Raw genomic sequence first — 20,310 nt, forward strand, 5'->3', positions numbered from 1 at the left:
CTCCTCAACTTCCGGCCCTGTCCGAACCCGTCCAGGCCCGTGGCCGCAGCGTCCAACTATAAATAAGTCGATAGGCGGCTGTCGCTACTGTGATTGGACACTGACGCAGAGTCAACTAGCCTTGTGGATGTGGTTCTTTGACGTGATTCTCCGCGCGTGGAACCCATGGACGGCCCGAGCCACGAGGGGGGAGGCTCGGACCGTCCGTTCCGCCTGCGACGAGCCGACGAGCCGACGAGCCGACGAGTCGGCGACCCGGTCAGCCCGTCGCTTCCGTCAGTGCGCGCAGGACGTCGGTGATGAGGTCGTCGGGGTCCTCCGCGCCCACGGAGAAACGGATGAAGCCTTCCGGTACCGCGTCGCCGCCCCATCGGCCCCGGCGTTCCGCCGTCGAGCGCACACCGCCGAAGCTCGTCGCGTCGTCCACCAGGCGCAGCCCGTCCAGGAAGCGTTCGGCGTGGTCGCGGTCGGGCAGGACGAACGACACCACGCAGCCGTAGCGCCGCATCTGTGCCGACGCCAGGGGGTGCGAGGGGTCGTCGGGCAGTCCGGGGTAGCGCAGGGCGCTCACATCGGCGTGTCCGGTCAGTGCCTGAGCCAGCAGCAGCGCGGTCGCGCACTGGCGGTCGATACGCAGATGGAGCGTGGCCAGTGAGCGGTGGGCGAGCCATGCCTCCATCGGTCCGGGGATGGCGCCGGCGATCTTGCGCCAGCGTCGTACGCCCGCGGCCAGCTCGGGATCCTCGCAGGTCACATGGCCCAGGAGGATATCGCCGTGGCCCGTCATGCCCTTGGTGTCGCTGGCCACGGAGAAGTCGGCGCCGAGCTCCAGCGGGCGCTGGCCGAGCGGGGTGGCGAGCGTGTTGTCGACGGCGACGAGCGTGCCCGCCTCGTGCGCGGCCCGCACCAGGCGGCGGATGTCGCAGACGTCCAGGCCGGGGTTGGAGGGGGTCTCGATCCACAGCAGCCTGGCACCCGCCAGCACGTCGAGTTGGGCGTCGCCGCCGGTGGGCGCGGTCCGTACCGCGATGCCGTACGCCGTGAGCTGCTCCCGCAGCAGTGGCAGCGCCTGATAGCCGTCGTCCGGCAGCACGACCGCGTCGCCGGTGCGCAGGTGCGAGAACAGCACCGCCGAGATCGCGGCCATCCCGGAGGCGAAGGCGACCGTCTCGACGGCCCGGCCGGGTGCCTCCAGCTCGCCGATGGCCCGTTCCAGATGGGTCCAGGTGGGGTTGGTGTCGCGGCCGTAGGTGTACGGGCCCGTCGGCTCGCCCGGCAGATGGAAGTGGGCGGCGAACACCGGGCCCGGCATGGTCGGCTCGTACTTCACCGGGTCGGGCAGCCCGGCTCGTACGGCACGTGTGCCGTCCCCGAGACCGGGCGCGGCCCCCTTGACCGGCTCTACCGGCTCTACCGGTTCCATGGGCGATCAGTCCTTGTCGTCGGGGAGCACGACGTTCAGCGCCCACGACACGATCGAGATGATGAGCCCGCCGAGCACGGCCGTCCAGAAGCCGTCGACATGGAAGCTCAGGTCGAGCTTGTCGGCGAGCCAGGAGGTCAGCAGCAGCATCAGCGCGTTCACGACCAGCGTGAACAGCCCCAGGGTGATGATGAACAGCGGCAGGGTCAGCAACTGGACTATCGGCTTGACGACGAAGTTCACCACTCCGAAGATCAACGCCACGACCACCAGCGCCAGCGCCTTCCTGCCGGTGCTGTCGCCGGTCAGGGTGATGCCGTTGATCAGCCAGATCGCCACCGCCAGGGCACCCGCGTTGGCGATCGTCTTGACTACGAAATTCTTCATGGTGAGATCGTGGCATGAAGGCATTCCGACTGGATGAGCTGGAGGCGGAACGTGCCGCCAACGACGGGGCGTATCTGCAGTTTGTACGGGAACGGAACATGTCCGTCGGCCTGTACGCGCTGGACGCCGGCACCATCGACCCACAGCAGCCGCACCGCCAGGACGAGGTCTACTTCGTCGTGAGCGGACGCGCATCGATCACCGTGGGTATGGAGACGACCCAGGTCGGGCGCGGCAGCGTCGTCTACGTACCGGCCGGTGAGCCGCACAAGTTCCACCACATCACCGAGGACCTGCGGGTGATGGTCGTCTTCTCCCCTCCGGAGGGGTGAGCCCGGACCCTCACGACCGGTCAGGGTCGGATCAGGGGAGTTCCAGGGCTCCGGGACCTCCGCCGCGCCCCGCGCCGCTCTAGCATCGAAGGCAGCGGGAACGCATACACGTACACACTCACGGAACGAGGTAAGGACGATGGCGGTACGGGAGATTGTCGCGGGAATGCCCTGGTGGGTGAAGTGGATCGCGTTGCCCGTGGTCGTGCTCGTCGTGTTCGGCGGGCTGATCGCGAGCGTGGTCGGATTTGTGATCGGCCTGCTGTTCAAGGTGCTGATCCTGGTGGCGCTGGTCGGCGGGATCTTCTACGCGGTACGGAAGTTCACCTCGTCCTCGTCCTCGCGAGGCGACTGGTAGCCCACCCCGTCGTACCGTCAGCCCACCGCCGTAGCGCCGTACCGCCGTACCCCTCGTCCCGCCGCCGTTCCGCCCCCTGCGGGGGCGGCCCCCGTGCCCGGCGTTAGCCCGCGCGGGGGAAAGGCGGAGACGAAACCACTCCCACCCCAGAGGCTGCCATTAGAGTGGCAAGCCTCTGCCACATCCTGCGAAAACAGCGTCGACGGTCGTTCTGACCAACGCATTGTGCGAGTTCTCGGCGCCGGACCTCAGACTCTGTCTCGGGCCCCCGAGGGTGTGGCGGGCGCGGGGGCGGCCCCCGCGAGCGGGCGCACGCCCGTCAGTACGCCCGGGGGTGACCTTTGGCCACAGTGAGCACGACAGCGGTCCCTACCCTGATCGGTTCGGTTCGGCGTGCGCTGCGTCTGCTGGAGTCGGTCGGCGCCCATCCGAACGGGGCCCCGGCGAAACAGCTCGCCCGTGAGGCCGGACTCCCCCTCCCCACCGCTTATCACCTGCTGCGCACGCTGACCCACGAGGGCTATCTGCGCCGTGAGAAGGGCGTGTTCTTCCTCGGGGACGCGGTGGACCGCCTGGTGAGCGGCGAGGGGCCGGAGACCGGCGGAGACGCTGGGGCCGGCCGAATTCCCGCGGTCGGCGGCTCCGGCAGTGGCTCCGGGGCCGGCTCCGGAGCCGGAGCAGGCCCCCGGACGCGGCGGGCGGCCCGGCGCACGATGGCCGAATCGATAGAACACTGCCGCGATCTGATCGGGGCGCCGGTCTATTTCGCGATCTACCGCGACGGCGAGATCGAGATCGTCGCGGTCGCCGACAACCCCGCCGCGCCCGCCGTCGCCGAATGGGCGGACTTCCGCGAGACCGGATACGCGCACGCGATCGGCCAGTGTCTGCTGAGCCAGCTCGACGAGGACGCCGTGCGGGACCATCTGGACCGGTATCCCGTGGGCCCGCTCACTCCCTATTCCGTCGCCGACCGGCGTGCGCTGCTGTCCCGCCTGGGTGCCATGGGGCGTACGGGACCGGTGCTGGAGCGCCAGGAGTACGCGCTCGGCCAGGTCTGCGCCGCCGTACCGGTCACCGCCGTACCGGTCACCGCCGGGCCGACGGTCGCGGCGCTGGCCACGTCCGTGCCGCTGCATCAGGAGGAAAAGCTGCTTCCGGCTGTCGAACGGCTATGCAAAGAGATCGGAAACATGATCGGCTCGCTGGAATTCTCTATCAGTATCTGAAATATCACTCCTTGTGATCCGTTACTGCGTGCTGGACGATTGAGAAGAGGATCAAGGGGCATCAATATCGGACCTTTCACCCCTCAAACCCCCGAAATCCCTCAGAATTTCTTACTCTCCGTAACTTTCCGTCATCCACTGCGGGGTACATGATGCGCGAGTTGGTTCAGGCCGAAGTCCTGATGAATTTCCTCGTCTCCGAAGAGCTCTCATTCCGCATTCCCGTGGAGCTCCGTTACGAGACGGCGGACCCCTACGCGGTGCGGATGACGTTCCATCTGCCCGGCGACGCCCCGGTCACCTGGGCCTTCGGCCGCGAGCTGCTGGTCGACGGCATCAACGAACCCACCGGCGACGGCGACGTGTACATCTCGCCGACCGAGCCCGAAGAACTCTCCGACGTCCACATCCGGCTCCAGGTCGGCACCGAGCACGCCCTGTTCCGGGTCAGCGCCCCGCCGCTGGTGGCCTTCCTCGACCGTACGGACCGGCTGGTCCCGCTCGGCCAGGAGATGGCTCTCGGGGACTTCGAGACCAATCTGGAGGAGACGCTGGGGCGCATCCTCGCCGAGGAGAACGCGGGCTGAGCCCGGCCGAGCCCCAACCGCAGCCGGCGGGCTACGCCTTACGGCGCCGCCCGCCTCCGCCGCGCGTCCGCAAGCCGCCGAACGCGCCCGCGTAAGGCGCCTTCGGCGCAGATCCCGAGGGTGCCCCGGACGGCACCCTCGCCGCCGTCCCCGGCCGGTCCGCCGACACCACCAGTGCCGCCAGCGCCGTCGTCACCGGCACCGACGCGACCAGACCGATCGACCCCACCAGCGTCCGTACGATCTCCTGGGCCACCAGCTCGCTGGTGGCCACCGTCCCCACGCTCGAACCGGCGATCGAGAAGAGCAGCAGCAGCGGCAACGCGGCGCCCGCGTAGGCCAGTACGAGCGTGTTGACCACCGACGCGATGTGATCGCGCCCGATGCGGATACCCGCCCGGTAGAGGGCACGCGGTCCCATGTCCGGATCCGCCTGGCGCAGCTCCCACACCGCCGACGTCTGGGTGACCGTCACATCGTCCAGCACACCGAGCGATCCGATGACGACGCCCGCCAGCAGCAGACCGCTCATGTCGATCTCCGGATACAGCCCGTGGATCAGCCCGGTGTTGTCGTCCGTGTTGCCCGTCAGACTCGCCCAGCCGATGAACAGTGAGCCCAGCAGTCCGATCAGCAGCAGCGAGATCAGCGTGCCGAGCACGGCGACGGACGTACGGGCCGTCAGACCGTGGCACAGATACAGCGCGAGCAGCATGATCGCGCTCGCGCCGACGACCGCGACGATCAGCGGATTCGAGCCCTGGAGAATCGCCGGCAGGATGAACAGGGTCAGTACGGCGAACGAGATGACGAGCGCGACCAGTGCCATCAGCCCGCGCAGCCGCCCCACCACGATCACCGCGAGCGCGAAGATCCCGGCCAGCAGCGCCATCGGGAATGTGCGGTCCACGTCCGTGACCGAGTACTGGAGATCGTGCGGCGCGTCGGGGGCGTAAGCCACCACAACGCCCTGTTTCACGTGAAACTGCCGCGGCGCGTCCGGCTGGACGACCTCGACGAACGTACGCCCCGTGTCCTTGCCGCTTTTCACCTCGACCGTCGCCTTCACACAGTCCCCGGTCTGCGCGGCCTGCGCCGCACGCCCCTGCGCTGTGGACGTGTCGCCCGTCGGCGGGACCTGGCCGGCATTCACGTCCTTGCAGTCGACCTTCTCGATCTTCACCACCTCGCCTTGTACGGTCTGCCGGTCGAAGCCGACACCGGTGCGCTCGTTCGCCGGGGTGCCACCGGGCCAGAGCACCGCGAGTCCGACAACGACGGCCGTGGCGAAGGGAATCAGCACCGCCGCGATGACCTTGCGCAGATGCTTGGAGACCGGCGCGGCCGGGCCGTGGCTGTGCGAGTGGCCATGCGGCTGGCCCTGCGCGTGGCCGTGCGCCTGGCCCTGCGCGCGGCCGTGCGTTTCGGGTGTCTGCTGGGGTGTGGTCACCGACCGATCATCGCAAGAACGGCGGAGGCCCTCTGTTCAGCACGCCCGACATCGCGTTAGCGTGGTGGTGCCTTTACACACGCGGGAGCTCGGAGCACCGGGCTGAGAGGACGCTGACTGTGGAGTTCCGGGGCTTCCCCGGACCCCTGAGCTGCGTCGACCGCCGAACCTGTTACCGGGTAATGCCGGCGTAGGGAGTAGGTCTCAAATGACCGTTCAGGACGCACGCACGTCTGCCGCACGCACCATCGGCTGGCACAAGGGATATGTGGAAGGATCGCGCCCCGACCTGCGGGTGCCGGTCCGTCAGGTGCACCTCACCAATGGCGACGACGTGACGCTGTACGACACGTCGGGGCCGTACACCGACCCCACCGTCGAAACCGACGTACGGCGCGGACTCGCACCGCTCCGGGAGAACTGGATCATCGGCAGGGGCGACACCGAGGAGTACGCGGGCCGCCCCGTCCGCCCCGAGGACGACGGCCTCAAACACACCTCACCCCGTGGTGGGCTGCGCAATCTCGACGCGGTCTTCCCCGGCCGCCCGCGCCAGCCGCGCCGGGGCCGCGACGGACAGCCGGTCACCCAACTCGCGTACGCCCGGCGGGGCGACATCACCCCGGAGATGGAGTACGTCGCCATCCGGGAGAACGTCGCGCCCGAGGTCGTACGCGACGAGATCGCCGCCGGCCGCGCCGTACTGCCGGCCAACGTCAACCATCCCGAGATCGAACCGATGATCATCGGCAAGCGGTTCCTGGTGAAGGTCAACGCCAACATCGGCAACTCCGCGGTCACTTCCTCCATCGAGGAGGAGGTGGACAAGATGACCTGGGCCACCAAGTGGGGCGCCGACACGGTCATGGACCTCTCCACCGGCCGCAACATCCACACCACCCGTGAGTGGGTGCTGCGCAACTCCCCGGTCCCCATCGGCACCGTGCCGCTCTACCAGGCGCTGGAGAAGGTCGACGGCAAGGCCGAGGAGCTGACCTGGGAGATCTACAAGGACACGGTCGTCGAACAGGCCGAGCAGGGCGTCGACTACATGACCGTCCACGCGGGCGTGCTGCTGCGCTACGTGCCGCTCACGGCCCGCCGCAAGACCGGCATCGTCTCGCGCGGCGGCTCGATCATGGCGGCGTGGTGCCTGGCCCACCACAAGGAGTCGTTCCTGTACGAGAACTTCGAGGAGCTGTGCGACATCCTCGCGGCGTACGACGTGACGTACTCCCTCGGCGACGGTCTGCGCCCCGGCTCGATCGCCGACGCCAACGACGAGGCGCAGTTCGCCGAGTTGCGGACGCTGGGCGAGCTGAACTCGATCGCCAAGCGGCACCATGTACAGACCATGATCGAGGGGCCGGGCCATGTCCCGATGCACAAGATCAAGGAGAACATCGACCTCCAGCAGGAGATCTGCGAGGAGGCGCCGTTCTACACGCTCGGCCCGCTGACGACGGACGTCGCCCCGGCGTACGACCACATCACCTCGGGCATCGGCGCGGCGATGATCGCCTGGTGGGGTACGGCGATGCTCTGCTACGTGACCCCCAAGGAGCATCTGGGTCTGCCCAACCGCGACGACGTCAAGACCGGCGTCATCACGTACAAGATCGCGGCACACGCGGCGGATCTGGCCAAGGGGCATCCGGGGGCGCAGGAATGGGACGACGCGCTGTCGGACGCCCGGTTCGAATTCCGCTGGGAGGACCAGTTCAATCTGGCGCTGGACCCGGACACGGCACGGGAGTTCCACGACGAGACGCTGCCGGCCGAGCCGGCGAAGACCGCGCATTTCTGCTCGATGTGCGGGCCGAAATTCTGTTCGATGAAAATCTCCCACGACATCCGGCGTGATCACGGCGGTTCGCAGGACGAGATCGAGGCGGGCATGGCGGCGAAATCGAAGGAGTTCGCGGCGAGCGGTAACCGGGTCTATCTCCCGCTCGCGGACTGACGCGAGGGGCCGGCGGCTGAATTCGTCCTCGGGAGCCCGGTCCGGGCAGGCCACCCGGACCGGGCTCCCGAGGGCGGTCAGACCGTGGCGTCCTGCGGGTACCAGCGCAGCTCCACGGTGTTGCCGTCCGGGTCCAGGACGTAGACCGACGTGGCGGTTCCCCGTGCGCCGAAGCGCTCAACAGGGCCTTCGAGGACGGAGAAGGTCTCCGACCTGATGAAATCGCCCCAGTCCAGCGGTTCCACGGTCAGGCAGATGTGGTCGACGTTGGATTCTCCCCGAGGGCGGTCGAGCAGGTCGAGGATGGTTTCAGGGGTGATTCTCACGGAGGGGAACGGGACCTCGCCGGCGCGCCACTCGGCAACGCGTACCGGCTCCAGACCGAGGCGTCCCACGTAGAAGCGCAGAGCCCGTTCGACATCCCCGACGTTGAGGACGAGGTGGTCGAATGCCTTGACGCGCAGAGAGGTCACTTCTTCTCCAGGGCGATGAGATGGTGCTGGCCGGATGGACGCTTCTTACGATCCGCCGGCGGGACTCCGCCAACAAGACGGGATCGGAACACGATTGTTGAGTCCGATTCAACGCTGGGACGACCGGGACGGGCGTGGCGGCCGGGTTGTCCGACGCAGGAGGCCCGATCGACTTCTCGATCGGGCCTCCGTGTCGGTCTCAGGGACCGGTCAACGAGTACCGGGGCTCCGAGCCGGGTCGCCGGCTTCGCCACCCGCCGACCGGTCCGTCCGGCGGCGCAGCAGCAGTGACCGGACGCCCCGCACCGTGTCCAGGGCCAGCCGCAGCGCGCCGATTCCCACCGACAGTTCCGTCGCATACGCCTGGACGAAGTCCGCCCCGGCAATGAGCAGTTCCATTCCCCGTTCCCCTTTTCCCTCCGGCGACGCGGCGCTGTCCGCCGCTGCCTCAGTGGTATTCGGGCGGGCCGCTGTCCCCAACGGCTGTCGGACAGCGGGCGGACAGCGCGGCGCGGGCCTGGCCGGACACTCGATGTCCGGTTGTCCGGGGGACGTCCGGCCGGACACCGGCATAGGCTCGGAACCGACAAAAAAGGACACGGGGAGGGGATCGCGTGGCAGCGGGTTTTGGGCAGGTTGTCCCCGAAGTGCCCCAGGCGGTACGGGACTTGGCGGACCGTCTGCGGACGGTGGCGCAGCGGGCGGGCTACTTCGGTGTGCGGGACCTGGCCGCCGGCACCCGAATCAGCCGTACGACGATCTCCGACGTGTTGACCGGTCGGCACGTCCCCAAGTGGCAGACGATCGCGGGCCTGTTGCGCGGCTGCGATGTTACCCCCGACCTGGCCTGGCGGACGGTGTACGACGCGGCCAGGGACGCCTTCGACGAGGAGAAGCGGGCGATCAGGGAGGGGGGTCGGCCCGACACCGACGTCGTGGCGGAGACGTCACCGCCGCCGTCCGCCCCGACCGGCCCCGGGACCTTCTCCATCCGTCCGCCGTACGGAGAACTTCCGTCCAGGGTCCGCGGCCGTGACGAACTGCTCGGCCAGTTGGAGAGCCGGCTGGCCCAGGGCGAGAGCCGGGCGCAGATCCTCTTCGGCATGGGCGGCTGCGGCAAGACCACCGTGGCGCTGAATCTGGCGCGGCAGGCCCGGGACCGGGGTTACCGCGTCTTCTGGCTGTCCGCCGCCACGTCCGACCGGCTGGTCACCGGGATGCGCGAGGTCGCGCGGGAGCTGGGCGCCGACGAGGAGACCGTCGAAGCGGCGTGGTCCGGCCGGCTCAGCGCCACGGATCTTGTCTGGCGGGAACTGGACGCCGCCGAACACCCCTGGCTGCTGGTGCTGGACAACGCCGACGAGCCCGCGTGGCTGGCGGCGGAGACCGGCGTCCCCGGTGACGGCACCGGTTGGCTGCGCTCCAGCCGGGCGGGGCTGACCGTGGTGACCTCGCGGGTCGGCACGCCCGGTGTCTGGGGACACGAGGCGGACACCCACCGGATCGGCGTGCTGAGTCCGGCCGACGGGCGGGACCTGCTGCTGGACCTCGCCGGGGAGGCGGGCGATCCGGCCGAGGCACAGGTACTCGCCGAGCGGCTGGACGGACTGCCCTTGGCTCTGAAGCTGGCGGGCTCCTATCTGGCCCGTTCGGCGCGCGGCGCCGGGCTGCTGCGGCACCGGGGCCCCCGGCCCGGTGGGCGGCTGCGGAGCTTCGCCACGTACACCGAAGCGCTGGGCGAGGCCGGTGCGGACTTCCTCGACCAGGGCGAACGCCGGCGTCTGGACGAGGCGGGGACCGAGCAGATGCACCGGCGGCTGGTGGGACGCACCTGGGAGCTGTCCCTCGATCTCCTGGAGGAACAGCGGCTGCCGGAGGCCCGCTTCCTCATGCGGCTGCTGTCCTGCTGTGCCCCGGCGCCCTTCCCCGTCGAACTGCTGGACTCCGAAACGCTCCAGTCGGCAGCGGAACCCGACCAGGCGGACCGGGCCCTGGAGGCGCTGATCGATCTCAGCCTGGTCGATGTCGTCGACATCGCACCGGACGGCGAGCGGGCCGACGACCGTACGCCGGTGCCCTGCCTGGTCAGCCACCGGCTGGTGCTGGAGGCCAACGCGCTGCGGCTGGCCGACAGCGCGGCCGGCGAGCGCCGGGTCATCTGGCGCGCCGTTGCCGGGATCCTCGAGGGGGGTAGCACGGTCGTCGCGGAGCAGCCGGTCAACTGGCCCTGGTGGCGGCTGCTGGGCCCGCACGTCGTCGCCGCCCTCGCCGCGGCCCCGGATGCGGACGAGGACGAGGATGAGTACGAGTACGAGTACGAGTACGAGCAAGAGGTACTGCTGCCCTTGCTGCGCGCGGGACTCGCCGCGTTCGCGTTCTACATCTTCGCGGGCTCGGACACCGCCGGGGAGGTCGCCCGGCTGCTGGCCCGGCGAGGCGCCGCGCTCGCCCCGGACCACCCGGTCCGCCTGTCCATCCGCCACCGCGCGGCCATCACTCTGCTCGGTGGTGAGGAACAGGTGCGCGAGTGCGCGGACGTACTCGCCGAACAATCGGCCCAGTTGGGCCCGGACCACCCCGAGACCCTGATCACTCGCCAGGACCTCGCCGCCTGCCGATACGAGAACGATCAGGCATCCGATGCCGAGACGGTGGCCGAGCTGCGGAAGGTACGTAAGGCCCGGCGCGACGTACTCGGTCCCAGCGACCCGTACACCTTGATCACGCACAGCTTGCTCAGCCAACTGATGATGGTGCGCAGCCATGACGCGGAGTCGGTCCGGGAGTGCGAGGACCTGCTGGCCGAGCAGTCGGCGGAGCTGGGCCCGGATCACTCGGAGACCTTGATCACTCGCTACGACCTCGCCGTGTCCCGGCACGAGAGCGGGCAGACGTCCCATGCCGAGATGGAGGCCGAGCTGCGTGATCTGCTGCTGACCAGCCGCCGGGTACTCGGCCCCAACGACCCGTACACGCTGCTCATCCACGGGACTCTCGCCCAGACCATGATGGCGCGCAGCCACGACGAGGTGGGGGCCAACGCCGAGTTCCGAGCCATGATCGAGCACACGGAAAGCCTCTCGTCGAGGAATCACCGTTTCCTTCCGTTGCACCAACGCCACCAGATGGCACACGCGTTGGACGCCGCCAAGCGGTGGACCGAGGCGGAGATGGAATATCAGTCCGTACTGGACGAACTGGAGGCCGTCGACAGCCAGGGAACGGACCTGTACTTGGACCTGACACGCTGTCTGACCAACAATCTCGAACAGCAGGGCCGGGAGACGGACGCCATGGACGTGCTTGACGGATCCCTCGTCTGGTTCGACGGCAGAGACGACGCGCACTCGCCCGTACGCCCCCGGGCTCTACGGCTGCGGCACATGCGCGGCGATCTGATGCGCCGGAGCGGGCGCCTCGCGGAGTCCGAGCGGGAGATCCGCGCGGTGCTGGCGGACCGGCTCGTCACCGTGGACCCGCAGGACTCCGTCGTACTGTCCGAACGGCACTGCCTGGCCCACACCCTGGAGAAGCAGGAGCGCCACGACGAGGCCCGGGACGAGCTGCGCCAGGTGGTCTCCTCGTACGCCCAGATCCTCGGCCCCGACAACAAGCAGACACGCAAGGCGAGTTACTGCCTGGCCCGGATGGCGCATCTGCACGGGGACCGCGCCGAGGCGCTGGAGTTGTACGAACAGGTCCTGGCCGCCGAAGCCGTCGAGTTCGGCGTGAACCATTCGGAGACTCTGATGACCGGTTTCCGCCGGGACCAGTGCCGTCTCGACATGGGTCTGCTCGTGCCCGAGGACGCCACCACGGCCTTCGAGCAGACGTTGTCCGCGCTGTCCGCCGTGCTCGACAACGACCATCGCTGGATCGCGACCGTCCAGGAAGCGCTGGCCGCTCACCGCGACGCGATCGAGGGCCGGACGGGCCGGAACGGCTGAGCCCCTGTGGCGCCCGCGCTCGCCTACTCGGGCCGGTGCTCCGGGCCGCCGAAGTCGGGGCTGGAGAAGTCCGGGCTCGAGAACGTCGGACGCTGGCCGGCCGTGGCGCCGTCGTCCGGGCTGGAGAAGTTCGGGCGGCTGTAGCCCATCTTCGGCAGATGCTGCGCCGGGCGGGGCTTCGGCGCCGGCTCCACGCCGGGCGCGGCCAGGGCCTCGCGCAGGAACGGCAGGATCCCGCGTTCCCGTACGGCGACGCGCCACGCCTCGCGGGCCCGCGACACCTCGTCGGGCCACGAGCCGTCGCCCTCGTCGGCCGGGACCTGCGTCGAGGCGTTGCGCAGGGCCGTGATCAGCAGCCCGGCTGCGGCGACCGCCAGGCCGAGGACCGTGACGGCGCCGAAGAACCAGCCGACGGTCAGCAGCGTGTCCGAGAAGGCGGGCACCGGGCTGAGCATCCGCAAGGTGTAGCCGACGAGCAGGAAGACGAGGGCCGCCGCGCCCGCGAGGACCGGCACCAGCACGGCGACGACGGCGGCGAGACCCGCGCCCGTCTCGGTGGATCCGGGTGATCCTTCCGCCGCCGGAGTCAGTACGGAGTTGCCCGCGGGCGAGGTCGCCGGGGTACGGAATTCCTCCCGGACCTTCGCGTAGTGCTCGTACTCGGCCGCGGCGGCGGCGGTTATCAAAGACGTCGCGTTGAGAGCCAAGGTGCGCAGTTGTTCGGTATTGAGCCGCTGTCCCACATCGGCCAGATCCGGACGTTCGTGCGCATGGCGCAGCGTCTCGTCGAGAATCCGCTCGAAATCGGCGCGATCCTCGGTCAGCAGATGCGGAGCGCTGTTCATGTGCGTCCCCCGATGCTCCGTAGAGCCGGATTGCCCGTAAAGAACGGGCGGTTGGCGAAAACGGAGGAGAGCCTGCTACGGATAAGCCGATGGTAGAGCGGTTACGGCACGGGGTGACAGGGGGTTCACGGAAATCACCTGCCCCCACTCTGCTCAGTTATGCAACGGCAGCCGTACGACCAGAAGCTTTCCGGCCATGGTCACTCCGCCGTCCATGGCGATGGCGAGACCGTCCGCGTACACATGCGGCCCGTCGACCACGGGTCCGGCGTTCTCCTCGCCGTCCGAGGGTTCCTCGGTGCCCACTTCGCCGAGCAGATACGGAATCGGGCTGTGGCCGTGGACGATTCGCCGCCCGCCGTAAGCGGCCATCAGTTCCCTGGCGGCCTCCGGGCCGCCGTTGTCGCGGAAGGCGAAGCGCTTGGTGAGCTTGCGGAAGATGTCCCAGCACTCGTCCGCGTCGTTGCGGGTGAGGATGGCGCGGACGTTGTCGTTGACGTCCTCGATGGTGGTGCCGTAGTCGAGATACGCGGTCGTGTCGGAGTGCATCAGCAGATGCCCGTCCTCCTCCACGAGGGCGTCGAGCCGCGACATCCACTGGAGATGGACGTCCTGGAGACGTTCCATGTCGGTCTTCTGGCCACCGTTGAGCAGCCAGGCGGCCTGGAAGGTGGCGGTGCCGGCCCCGGAGTTGACGGGGGTGTCGGCGAAGCGCTTGGCGCCGAGCAGCAGCAGCTCGTGATTGCCCATCAGGGCCTTGCAGTAGCCGCCGGCGGCGGCGGCCTCGGCGGAGAGCCGCATGACGAGGTCGATGACGCCGACGCCGTCGGGTCCCCGGTCGGTGAAGTCGCCGAGGAACCAGAGGCGGGTGTTGCCGGCGGCCCAGTTGCCCTCGTGGTCGATGAGGCCCTGTTCGGCGAGGGCGGCGACGAGTTCGTCCAGATAGCCGTGGACGTCGCCGACGACGTAGAGCGGGCCGAGGCCGTCCGCCTCGGCGGGGCTCTCGGCGGGGTCGACGCGCGTCCGGGCTTTGTCGGCGCGCTTGATCACCGGGAGGTCGCGCTCGGTGGGGGTGTAGCCCTCGGGGACCTCGTCGCGCGGGATGGCGTTGCCGGGGTGACCGACGTGACCGACGTTGCCGCCGTGGTCGGTGATGCGGGAGATGCCGGAGATGCGGGAGGAGGAGGTGGCGTCGTCGGTGGCGGGCGCGGGCGCCGCCGGCGCGGGCGGCGCGGGCGGTACAGCCGGTGTGGCGGGCGTGTCCGGGGTGCCGGCCTCCGTACCGACGAGGCGGCGCGGATCGGGAGGCGACGGGGCGTCAGAGACGTTCGTGGCCACGGGAGTCGGTGCCTGGGCGGAGTCGGTCCTGGGGTCCGTACGGGGCGGCTCACCGAGGCTTCCCGGAGCGCCGGGCCGGTCGTCCGGCGTCCCGGACGTCGCGGGCTCAGGCTGCCCCGCCCGCGCGGGGACCTGTGTGTACGGCGGCACCCGGAAATCGCGCAACGTCGCCGTCCGCACCACGGGTCCCTGACCGGTCCCGGCCCCCTGCGTCATCGACCCCTCCACCACCGTCGCGCCTGGCGTACACCTCTCGGGCCCGCCCTGCCGGGCGGGGACATCCCCACCGGAGGTAGGGGAAGGTCCGCGGTGTCGTGCGCCCATCATAGGAATGCGGCCACCCCTGTGTGACGCACCAGGGGTGGTCAATCCGATTCCACCCGCGTTTCAACGGCTGTTTTCACGCGGATCGTCCGAATTATGAGACCGCAGCCTACCCGCGTCCCTGCCCGCGTCCCTACCGGTGTTCCATCGGTGCCCCGGCCGCGTCAGTCTCTCGCGGGGGACCTCGGAGCGCTGACCGTGGTGCGCGGCGGGCGCCGTTGGGACGAGGTCCGGACGATCAGCTCCGTCGGTATCACCTGCTCGACGGGACGCCCGTTGTCGATCCCCTCGATGGCGTCGATGAGGAGTTGTACGACGGCCGTGCCGATACGGCGCGGTTTGAGCGACAGCGTCGTGATGGGCGGTTCGGTGGTCGCGTACACGGTGGACTCGCTGCAGCAGACCAGCAGCAGGTCCTCGGGCACCCGCAGGCCGTACCGCCGCGCGGCGGCCAGCAGATCGGTGCCGTTGGGGTCGAAGAGGCCGTACACCGCGTCGGGGCGGTCGGGCCGGGCGAGCAGCCGGTCGGCGGCGACCGCCCCGGCGCAGGGGTCGTGCGCGGGGTACGACTCGTACACCGGGTCCTGTCCGACGCGCTCGCACCAGCGCAGATACGCGGTGGTGGAGAGCCGGGTGTACGTGTCGGTGGTGGTCCCGGTCAGCAGCCCGATCCGGCGGGCGCCGGCCGCGGCGAGATGGTCGAGCAGGTCGAGTACGGCGGCCTCGTGGTCGTTGTCGACCCAGGCGGTGACGGGGAGTGTGCCGGCCGGGCGGCCGTCGGAGACGACGGGCAGGCCCTGGCGGACGAGTTCGGTGACGACCGGATCGTGGTCGGAGGGGTCGATGACGACGGTGCCGTCGAGCGCGACGTTCGACCAGACGTCGTGGCGGGAGGTGGCGGGGAGGATGACGAGGGCGTAGCCGCGGGCGAGCGCCGCGGAGGTCGCGGCCCGTGCCATCTCGGCGAAGTAGGCGAATTCGGTGAAGGTGAAAGGTTCATCCCCGTACGTGGTCACGGTCAGGCCGATCAGACCTGACTTGCCGGTACGGAGGGTTCGGGCCGCGGCGGACGGGCGGTAGCCCAGCCGCTCGGCGACTTCTCGGACATGTCGGCGTGTGGCGTCGGGTAACCGTCCCTTGCCGTTGAGGGCGTCGGAGACGGTCGTGATGGAGACACCGGCTGCGGCGGCCACGTCCCGGATGCCCGCCCGACCTTGCCGGCTGCCCCGGCGGGATGTGTCCGTCCGGCTCACCTGGTGTTTCCCTGCTGGTGTCATGGCGAGCCGATAGTAGGGCTCATCAAGGTGGTAAGGCCGGTCGCGGAATCACTCCCCAAGAGGCACGTTTCTGCATGATCAACAACGCTCAAGAGGCTTGGAAATCAAGGCCGTTGGGCGATTCGGTTGTTGTCTGTCAAGCGTGGAGCTGGATGGGCCTGGCGAGTGTCCGATGTTTCGAAGAGGTCTCAACTCACCCCCATGGGTGATGCGCGCCACGGAGTGAGCCACCGGCGCGCGCCAGGTACGCGAATGCTCCCCCCGTCGCGGGCCGTCGCGCCCGCCGTCCCGCGGGCGGTGGACGGCCGGTGTCATGGCCAGCGGGGAACCGGTCTCGCGGCCGGTATTCGCAGGGCCCGTCAATCCTCTTAAGGTGAGCAGTATTGGTACATCCGCACGAGGCGAACCGATGATGTGTATGGCCCCCGGAACGCCCCACAACGCCCGAGGAGGACCCGCGGTGAGCGAGACGAGCCCGAAGCTGCGCGCCGAGCTGGACGGCATTCCCACCTACAAGCCGGGCAGGCCGGCGGCGACCGGCGGGCCCGTCGCGTACAAGCTGTCGTCGAACGAGAACCCCTACCCGCCACTGCCCGGTGTGCTGGAGACCGTGCTGGCCTCGGCCGGTGCGTTCAACCGCTACCCCGATCTGGCGTGCACCGAGCTGGTGAGCGAGCTGGCCGACCGGTTCGGGGTGCCCGTCTCGCATCTCGCGACGGGTACGGGCTCGGTGGGCGTCGCCCAGCAGTTGCTTCAGGCCACCGCGGGCCCCGGCGACGAGGTGATCTACGCGTGGCGGTCCTTCGAGGCGTACCCGATCATCACCCAGGTCTCGGGCGCCGCGTCGGTGCGGGTGCCGCTGGACGCGGACGAGGTGCACGACCTGGACGCGATGGCGGACGCGATCACCGCGCGGACGCGGCTGATCTTCGTCTGCAACCCCAACAACCCCACCGGCACCGTCGTGCGCCGGGCGGAGCTGGAGCGGTTCCTCGACCGGGTGCCGGACGACGTCCTGGTGGTGCTGGACGAGGCGTACCGCGAGTTCATCCGTGCCGCCGATGTCCCCGACGGCGTCGAGATCTACCGGGAGCGGCCGAATGTGGCCGTGCTGCGGACCTTCTCCAAGGCGTACGGCCTCGCGGGGCTGCGGGTCGGCTTCGCGATCGCCCACGAGCCGGTGGCCGCCGCGCTGCGCAAGACCGCGGTGCCCTTCGGTGTGAGCCAGATCGCGCAGGACGCGGCGGTCGCCTCGCTGCGCGCCGAGGACGAACTCCTGGGGCGGGTGGGGTCGCTGGTCGGTGAGCGCACGCGGGTGTACGACGCGCTGCGTCGGCAGGGCTGGACGGTGCCCGAGACGCACGCCAACTTCGTGTGGCTGCGGCTGGGGGACCGTACGACCGACTTCGCGGAGGTGTGCGAGCGGGCGGGCGTGACGGTGCGGCCGTTCGCGGGCGAGGGGGTGCGGGTCACGATCGGCGAGTACGAGGCGAACGACCTGTTCCTGCACACGGCGGAATCGTTCCGCAAGGAGATCTGAGCGGGCGGTACGGCGTTCTGAGCGGCCCGTACGGGGCGTGCTCCGGCGCGCGGTCACGGCCCGATGTTCGAAGGGGACCCCCCCCCTTGAAGATCGGGTCGGGCCGTGCGCCATACTTTTGCTTGTGAATGTGAACGCGTTCACAAGCGCGTCCCTGGTTCCCGGTTCCTCCCGTTCCGACCGGGATCTATAGGGCAAGCTGCCGCCTCACCAGGCCGCTCACCAGGCCGGCTCGTCAGGAGAAGGAGAGAGACGACGTGGACATCGCACTGGCTCCCGAGACTCTCGCGCGATGGCAGTTCGGCATCACCACCGTCTACCACTTCCTCTTCGTCCCCCTCACGATCTCCCTCGCCGCGCTGACCGCCGGCCTGGAGACCGCCTGGGTGCGGACGTCCAATCCGAAGTACCTCAGGGCCACGAAGTTCTGGGGCAAACTCTTTCTGATCAACATCGCGATGGGTGTCGTCACCGGCATCGTGCAGGAGTTCCAGTTCGGGATGAACTGGTCGGACTACTCCCGCTTCGTGGGTGACGTCTTCGGCGCCCCGCTCGCCTTCGAGGCGCTGATCGCCTTCTTCTTCGAGTCCACCTTCATCGGCCTGTGGATCTTCGGCTGGGACAAGCTGCCCAAGAAGATCCATCTGGCCTGTATGTGGATGGTCTCGATCGGCACGATCCTGTCCGCCTACTTCATCCTGGCGGCCAACTCCTGGATGCAGCACCCGGTCGGCTACCGGATCAACGAGGAGCGCGGCCGGGCCGAGCTGACCGACTTCTGGGCCGTACTGACCCAGAACACCGCGCTCGCCCAGTTCTTCCACACCATGACGGCGGCCTTCATGGTCGGCGGCGCGTTCATGGTCGGCATCTCCGCCTTCCACCTCGCGCGCCGTAAGCGCAAGGGGCACCGCGAGAACATCCCGGTGATGCGGACCTCGCTGCGGCTCGGACTCGTCACCCTCGTGACCGCCGGCCTGCTCACCGCCGTCAGCGGCGACACACTCGGCAAGATCATGTACGAGCAGCAGCCGATGAAGATGGCCGCCGCCGAAGCCCTGTGGGACGGCGAGGCGCCCGCGCCGTTCTCGCTCTTCGCGTACGGGGACGTGGACGAGGGCCACAACAAGGTCGCCCTGGAGATCCCCGGTCTGCTGTCCTTCCTCGCCCACAGCGACTTCGAGTCCTTCGTCCCCGGCATCAACGACGTCCAGAAGGCCGAGCAGGAGAAGTACGGGCCCGGTGACTACCGGCCCAACATCCCCGTCGCGTACTGGGGCTTCCGCTGGATGATCGGCTTCGGCATGGCGTCGCTGGGCATCGGTCTCCTCGGACTCTGGCTGACCCGCCGCAAGTTCCTGCTGCCGAAGGCGCTGCGCACCGGCGAGGACGAGGTGCCGAATCTCGTCCTCTTCCGCAACAAGGCGCTCAGCCCCCGCTTCGCGCACATGTACTGGCTCGTCGCCCTGTGGACGATGCTCTTCCCGCTGATCGCCAACTCCTGGGGCTGGATCTTCACCGAGACCGGCCGGCAGCCGTGGGTGGTGTACGGGGTGCTGCGCACCGCCGACGCCGTCTCCCCCGGCACGTCCCAGGGCGAGGTGCTCGCCTCGATGATCATCTTCACTCTGCTGTACGCGGTGCTCGCCGTCATCGAGGTCAAGCTCCTGGTGAAGTACGTCAAGGCGGGACCGCCGGAGCTGACGGACGACGACCTGAACCCACCCACGAAGATCGGCGGCCACGACTCCGAGGACGCCGACCGCCCGATGGCCTTCTCCTACTGAGGACTTGAGGAGCTGATCTGAGTCATGGAACTCCACGACGTCTGGTTCGTACTGATCGCCGTCCTGTGGATCGGCTACTTCTTCCTCGAGGGCTTCGACTTCGGGATCGGCGTGCTGACGAAACTGCTCGCCCGCAACCGCAAGGAGCGCCGGGTCCTCATCAACACCATCGGCCCCGTCTGGGACGGCAACGAAGTGTGGCTGCTGTCGGCGGGCGGCGCGACCTTCGCGGCCTTCCCCGAGTGGTACGCCACCCTCTTCTCCGGCTTCTATCTGCCGCTGCTGCTCATCCTGGTCTGTCTGATCGTGCGCGGTGTCGCCTTCGAGTACCGCGCCAAACGGCCCGAGGAGCGGTGGCAGCGCAACTGGGAACACGCGATCTTCTGGACCTCACTGCTGCCGGCCGTGCTGTGGGGCGTGGCGTTCGGGAACATCGTGCGCGGCGTGAAGATCGACGCCGAGATGGAGTACGTGGGCAACCTGGCCGACCTGCTCAACCCGTACGCGATCCTCGGCGGGCTCGTGACGCTGACCCTCTTCACCTTCCACGGCGCGGTGTTCGCGGCGCTCAAGACGGTGGGGGACATCCGGGCGCGGGCACGGCGACTGGCGTTCGTCCTGGGGCTGCTCACGGCCGTGCTGGCGCTCGGGTTCCTGGGCTGGACCCAGGCCGACAGCGGTGACGGCGCGAGCCTGGGCGCGATGGTGGTCGCGGTGCTGGCGCTGGTCGGTGCGATCGTGGCGATCAGGGCGGGCCGCGAGGGGTGGTCGTTCGCGCTCTCCGGGCTGACGATCGTGGCCGCCGTCGCGATGCTCTTCCTGACGCTGTTCCCGAACGTCATGCCGTCGTCGCTCAACGAGCAGTGGAATCTGACGGTGACCAACGCGTCCTCGACGCCGTACACCCTGAAGATCATGACCTGGTGCGCGGGCATCGCCACGCCCGTGGTGCTGCTCTACCAGGGCTGGACGTACTGGGTCTTCCGCAAGCGCATCGGTACGCATCACATCGCGGACGCGCACTAGGCCGTTGGCTGATTGGACGGGTGT

At 69.1% G+C, this 20,310-nt stretch carries 17 protein-coding genes and 1 riboswitch; of the genes, 9 read left to right on the forward strand and 8 right to left on the reverse strand.

Going from position 1 to position 20,310, the window contains the following annotated elements; genetic code table 11:
* Positions 1 to 259 precede the first annotated feature (259 nt).
* Positions 260 to 1,423, reverse strand: a complete 1,164-nt coding sequence (locus OG329_RS20760) for a cystathionine gamma-lyase (protein WP_405797117.1) — start codon at positions 1,421 to 1,423, stop codon at positions 260 to 262.
* A gap of 6 nt (positions 1,424 to 1,429) precedes the next feature.
* Positions 1,430 to 1,810 (reverse strand): phage holin family protein, encoded by a 381-nt coding sequence (locus OG329_RS20765; RefSeq protein WP_405797119.1) that lies wholly within the window; start codon positions 1,808 to 1,810, stop codon positions 1,430 to 1,432.
* 14 nt (positions 1,811 to 1,824) lie between these two features.
* Between OG329_RS20765 and OG329_RS20770 the strand changes: the two genes are divergently transcribed.
* The 4 genes from OG329_RS20770 (at position 1,825) to OG329_RS20785 (ending at position 4,316) form a co-directional block, all read left to right on the forward strand.
* Entirely contained in the window at positions 1,825 to 2,142 is a 318-nt protein-coding gene (locus OG329_RS20770; RefSeq protein ID WP_078076251.1) for a cupin domain-containing protein, read from the forward strand.
* 139 nt (positions 2,143 to 2,281) lie between these two features.
* Positions 2,282 to 2,500, forward strand: coding sequence for a DUF5326 family protein (locus OG329_RS20775; RefSeq protein ID WP_405797121.1), 219 nt, complete (start codon positions 2,282 to 2,284; stop codon positions 2,498 to 2,500).
* A gap of 341 nt (positions 2,501 to 2,841) precedes the next feature.
* Positions 2,842 to 3,729 (forward strand): IclR family transcriptional regulator, encoded by an 888-nt coding sequence (locus tag OG329_RS20780; RefSeq protein ID WP_405797123.1) that lies wholly within the window; start codon positions 2,842 to 2,844, stop codon positions 3,727 to 3,729.
* 152 nt (positions 3,730 to 3,881) lie between these two features.
* A complete protein-coding gene (locus OG329_RS20785; RefSeq protein WP_405797124.1) occupies positions 3,882 to 4,316 on the forward strand; it encodes an SsgA family sporulation/cell division regulator in 435 nt (144 codons plus the stop codon).
* Positions 4,317 to 4,347: 31 nt separating this feature from the next.
* Here the strand turns inward: OG329_RS20785 and OG329_RS20790 are convergent, their stop codons facing one another.
* Positions 4,348 to 5,766, reverse strand: coding sequence for a YibE/F family protein (locus OG329_RS20790; RefSeq protein WP_405797125.1), 1,419 nt, complete (start codon positions 5,764 to 5,766; stop codon positions 4,348 to 4,350).
* A 71-nt stretch (positions 5,767 to 5,837) separates the two neighbouring features.
* Positions 5,838 to 5,980: riboswitch (TPP riboswitch) on the forward strand.
* On the opposite strand from OG329_RS20790, the gene thiC reads away from it, so the two are divergent.
* Positions 5,975 to 7,729 carry a phosphomethylpyrimidine synthase ThiC gene (gene thiC, locus OG329_RS20795; RefSeq protein ID WP_405797126.1) on the forward strand — a complete coding sequence of 585 codons (1,755 nt, stop codon included), beginning with the start codon at positions 5,975 to 5,977 and terminating at the stop codon, positions 7,727 to 7,729. Its footprint overlaps the riboswitch before it by 6 nt.
* A 77-nt stretch (positions 7,730 to 7,806) precedes the next feature.
* Here thiC and OG329_RS20800 read toward each other — a convergent pair whose 3' ends face one another.
* Together OG329_RS20800 and OG329_RS20805 are read right to left on the reverse strand one after the other, a co-directional pair.
* Positions 7,807 to 8,193 (reverse strand): VOC family protein, encoded by a 387-nt coding sequence (locus OG329_RS20800; protein ID WP_405801932.1) that lies wholly within the window; start codon positions 8,191 to 8,193, stop codon positions 7,807 to 7,809.
* 219 nt (positions 8,194 to 8,412) lie between these two features.
* Positions 8,413 to 8,601, reverse strand: coding sequence for a hypothetical protein (locus tag OG329_RS20805; protein WP_405797127.1), 189 nt, complete (start codon positions 8,599 to 8,601; stop codon positions 8,413 to 8,415).
* Between the two features lie 215 nt (positions 8,602 to 8,816).
* Between OG329_RS20805 and OG329_RS20810 the strand changes: the two genes are divergently transcribed.
* Entirely contained in the window at positions 8,817 to 12,149 is a 3,333-nt protein-coding gene (locus OG329_RS20810) for a tetratricopeptide repeat protein (RefSeq protein ID WP_405797128.1), read from the forward strand.
* Positions 12,150 to 12,172: 23 nt separating this feature from the next.
* On the opposite strand, the gene OG329_RS20815 is transcribed toward OG329_RS20810, so the two are convergent.
* From OG329_RS20815 to OG329_RS20825, 3 genes are all read right to left on the reverse strand, one after another.
* Positions 12,173 to 12,994, reverse strand: a complete 822-nt coding sequence (locus tag OG329_RS20815; RefSeq protein ID WP_405797129.1) for a hypothetical protein — start codon at positions 12,992 to 12,994, stop codon at positions 12,173 to 12,175.
* A gap of 153 nt (positions 12,995 to 13,147) precedes the next feature.
* Positions 13,148 to 14,548 (reverse strand): metallophosphoesterase, encoded by a 1,401-nt coding sequence (locus OG329_RS20820; RefSeq protein ID WP_405797131.1) that lies wholly within the window; start codon positions 14,546 to 14,548, stop codon positions 13,148 to 13,150.
* A gap of 272 nt (positions 14,549 to 14,820) precedes the next feature.
* Entirely contained in the window at positions 14,821 to 15,933 is a 1,113-nt protein-coding gene (locus OG329_RS20825; protein ID WP_078076257.1) for a LacI family DNA-binding transcriptional regulator, read from the reverse strand.
* 460 nt (positions 15,934 to 16,393) lie between these two features.
* Here OG329_RS20825 and hisC point away from each other — a divergent pair, with 460 nt between their 5' ends.
* From hisC to cydB, 3 genes are all read left to right on the forward strand, one after another.
* Entirely contained in the window at positions 16,394 to 17,473 is a 1,080-nt protein-coding gene (hisC, locus tag OG329_RS20830; RefSeq protein WP_405797133.1) for a histidinol-phosphate transaminase, read from the forward strand.
* A gap of 257 nt (positions 17,474 to 17,730) precedes the next feature.
* Positions 17,731 to 19,260 (forward strand): cytochrome ubiquinol oxidase subunit I, encoded by a 1,530-nt coding sequence (locus tag OG329_RS20835; RefSeq protein WP_405797134.1) that lies wholly within the window; start codon positions 17,731 to 17,733, stop codon positions 19,258 to 19,260.
* A gap of 24 nt (positions 19,261 to 19,284) precedes the next feature.
* The gene (cydB, locus tag OG329_RS20840; protein WP_405797136.1) at positions 19,285 to 20,286 is read left to right on the forward strand and encodes a cytochrome d ubiquinol oxidase subunit II; all 1,002 of its coding nucleotides are present in this window, start codon (positions 19,285 to 19,287) and stop codon (positions 20,284 to 20,286) included.
* Positions 20,287 to 20,310: the final 24 nt, after the last annotated feature.

It is taken from the genome of Streptomyces sp. NBC_01506 (assembly GCF_045040295.1).
Taxonomy (GTDB): domain Bacteria; phylum Actinomycetota; class Actinomycetes; order Streptomycetales; family Streptomycetaceae; genus Streptomyces.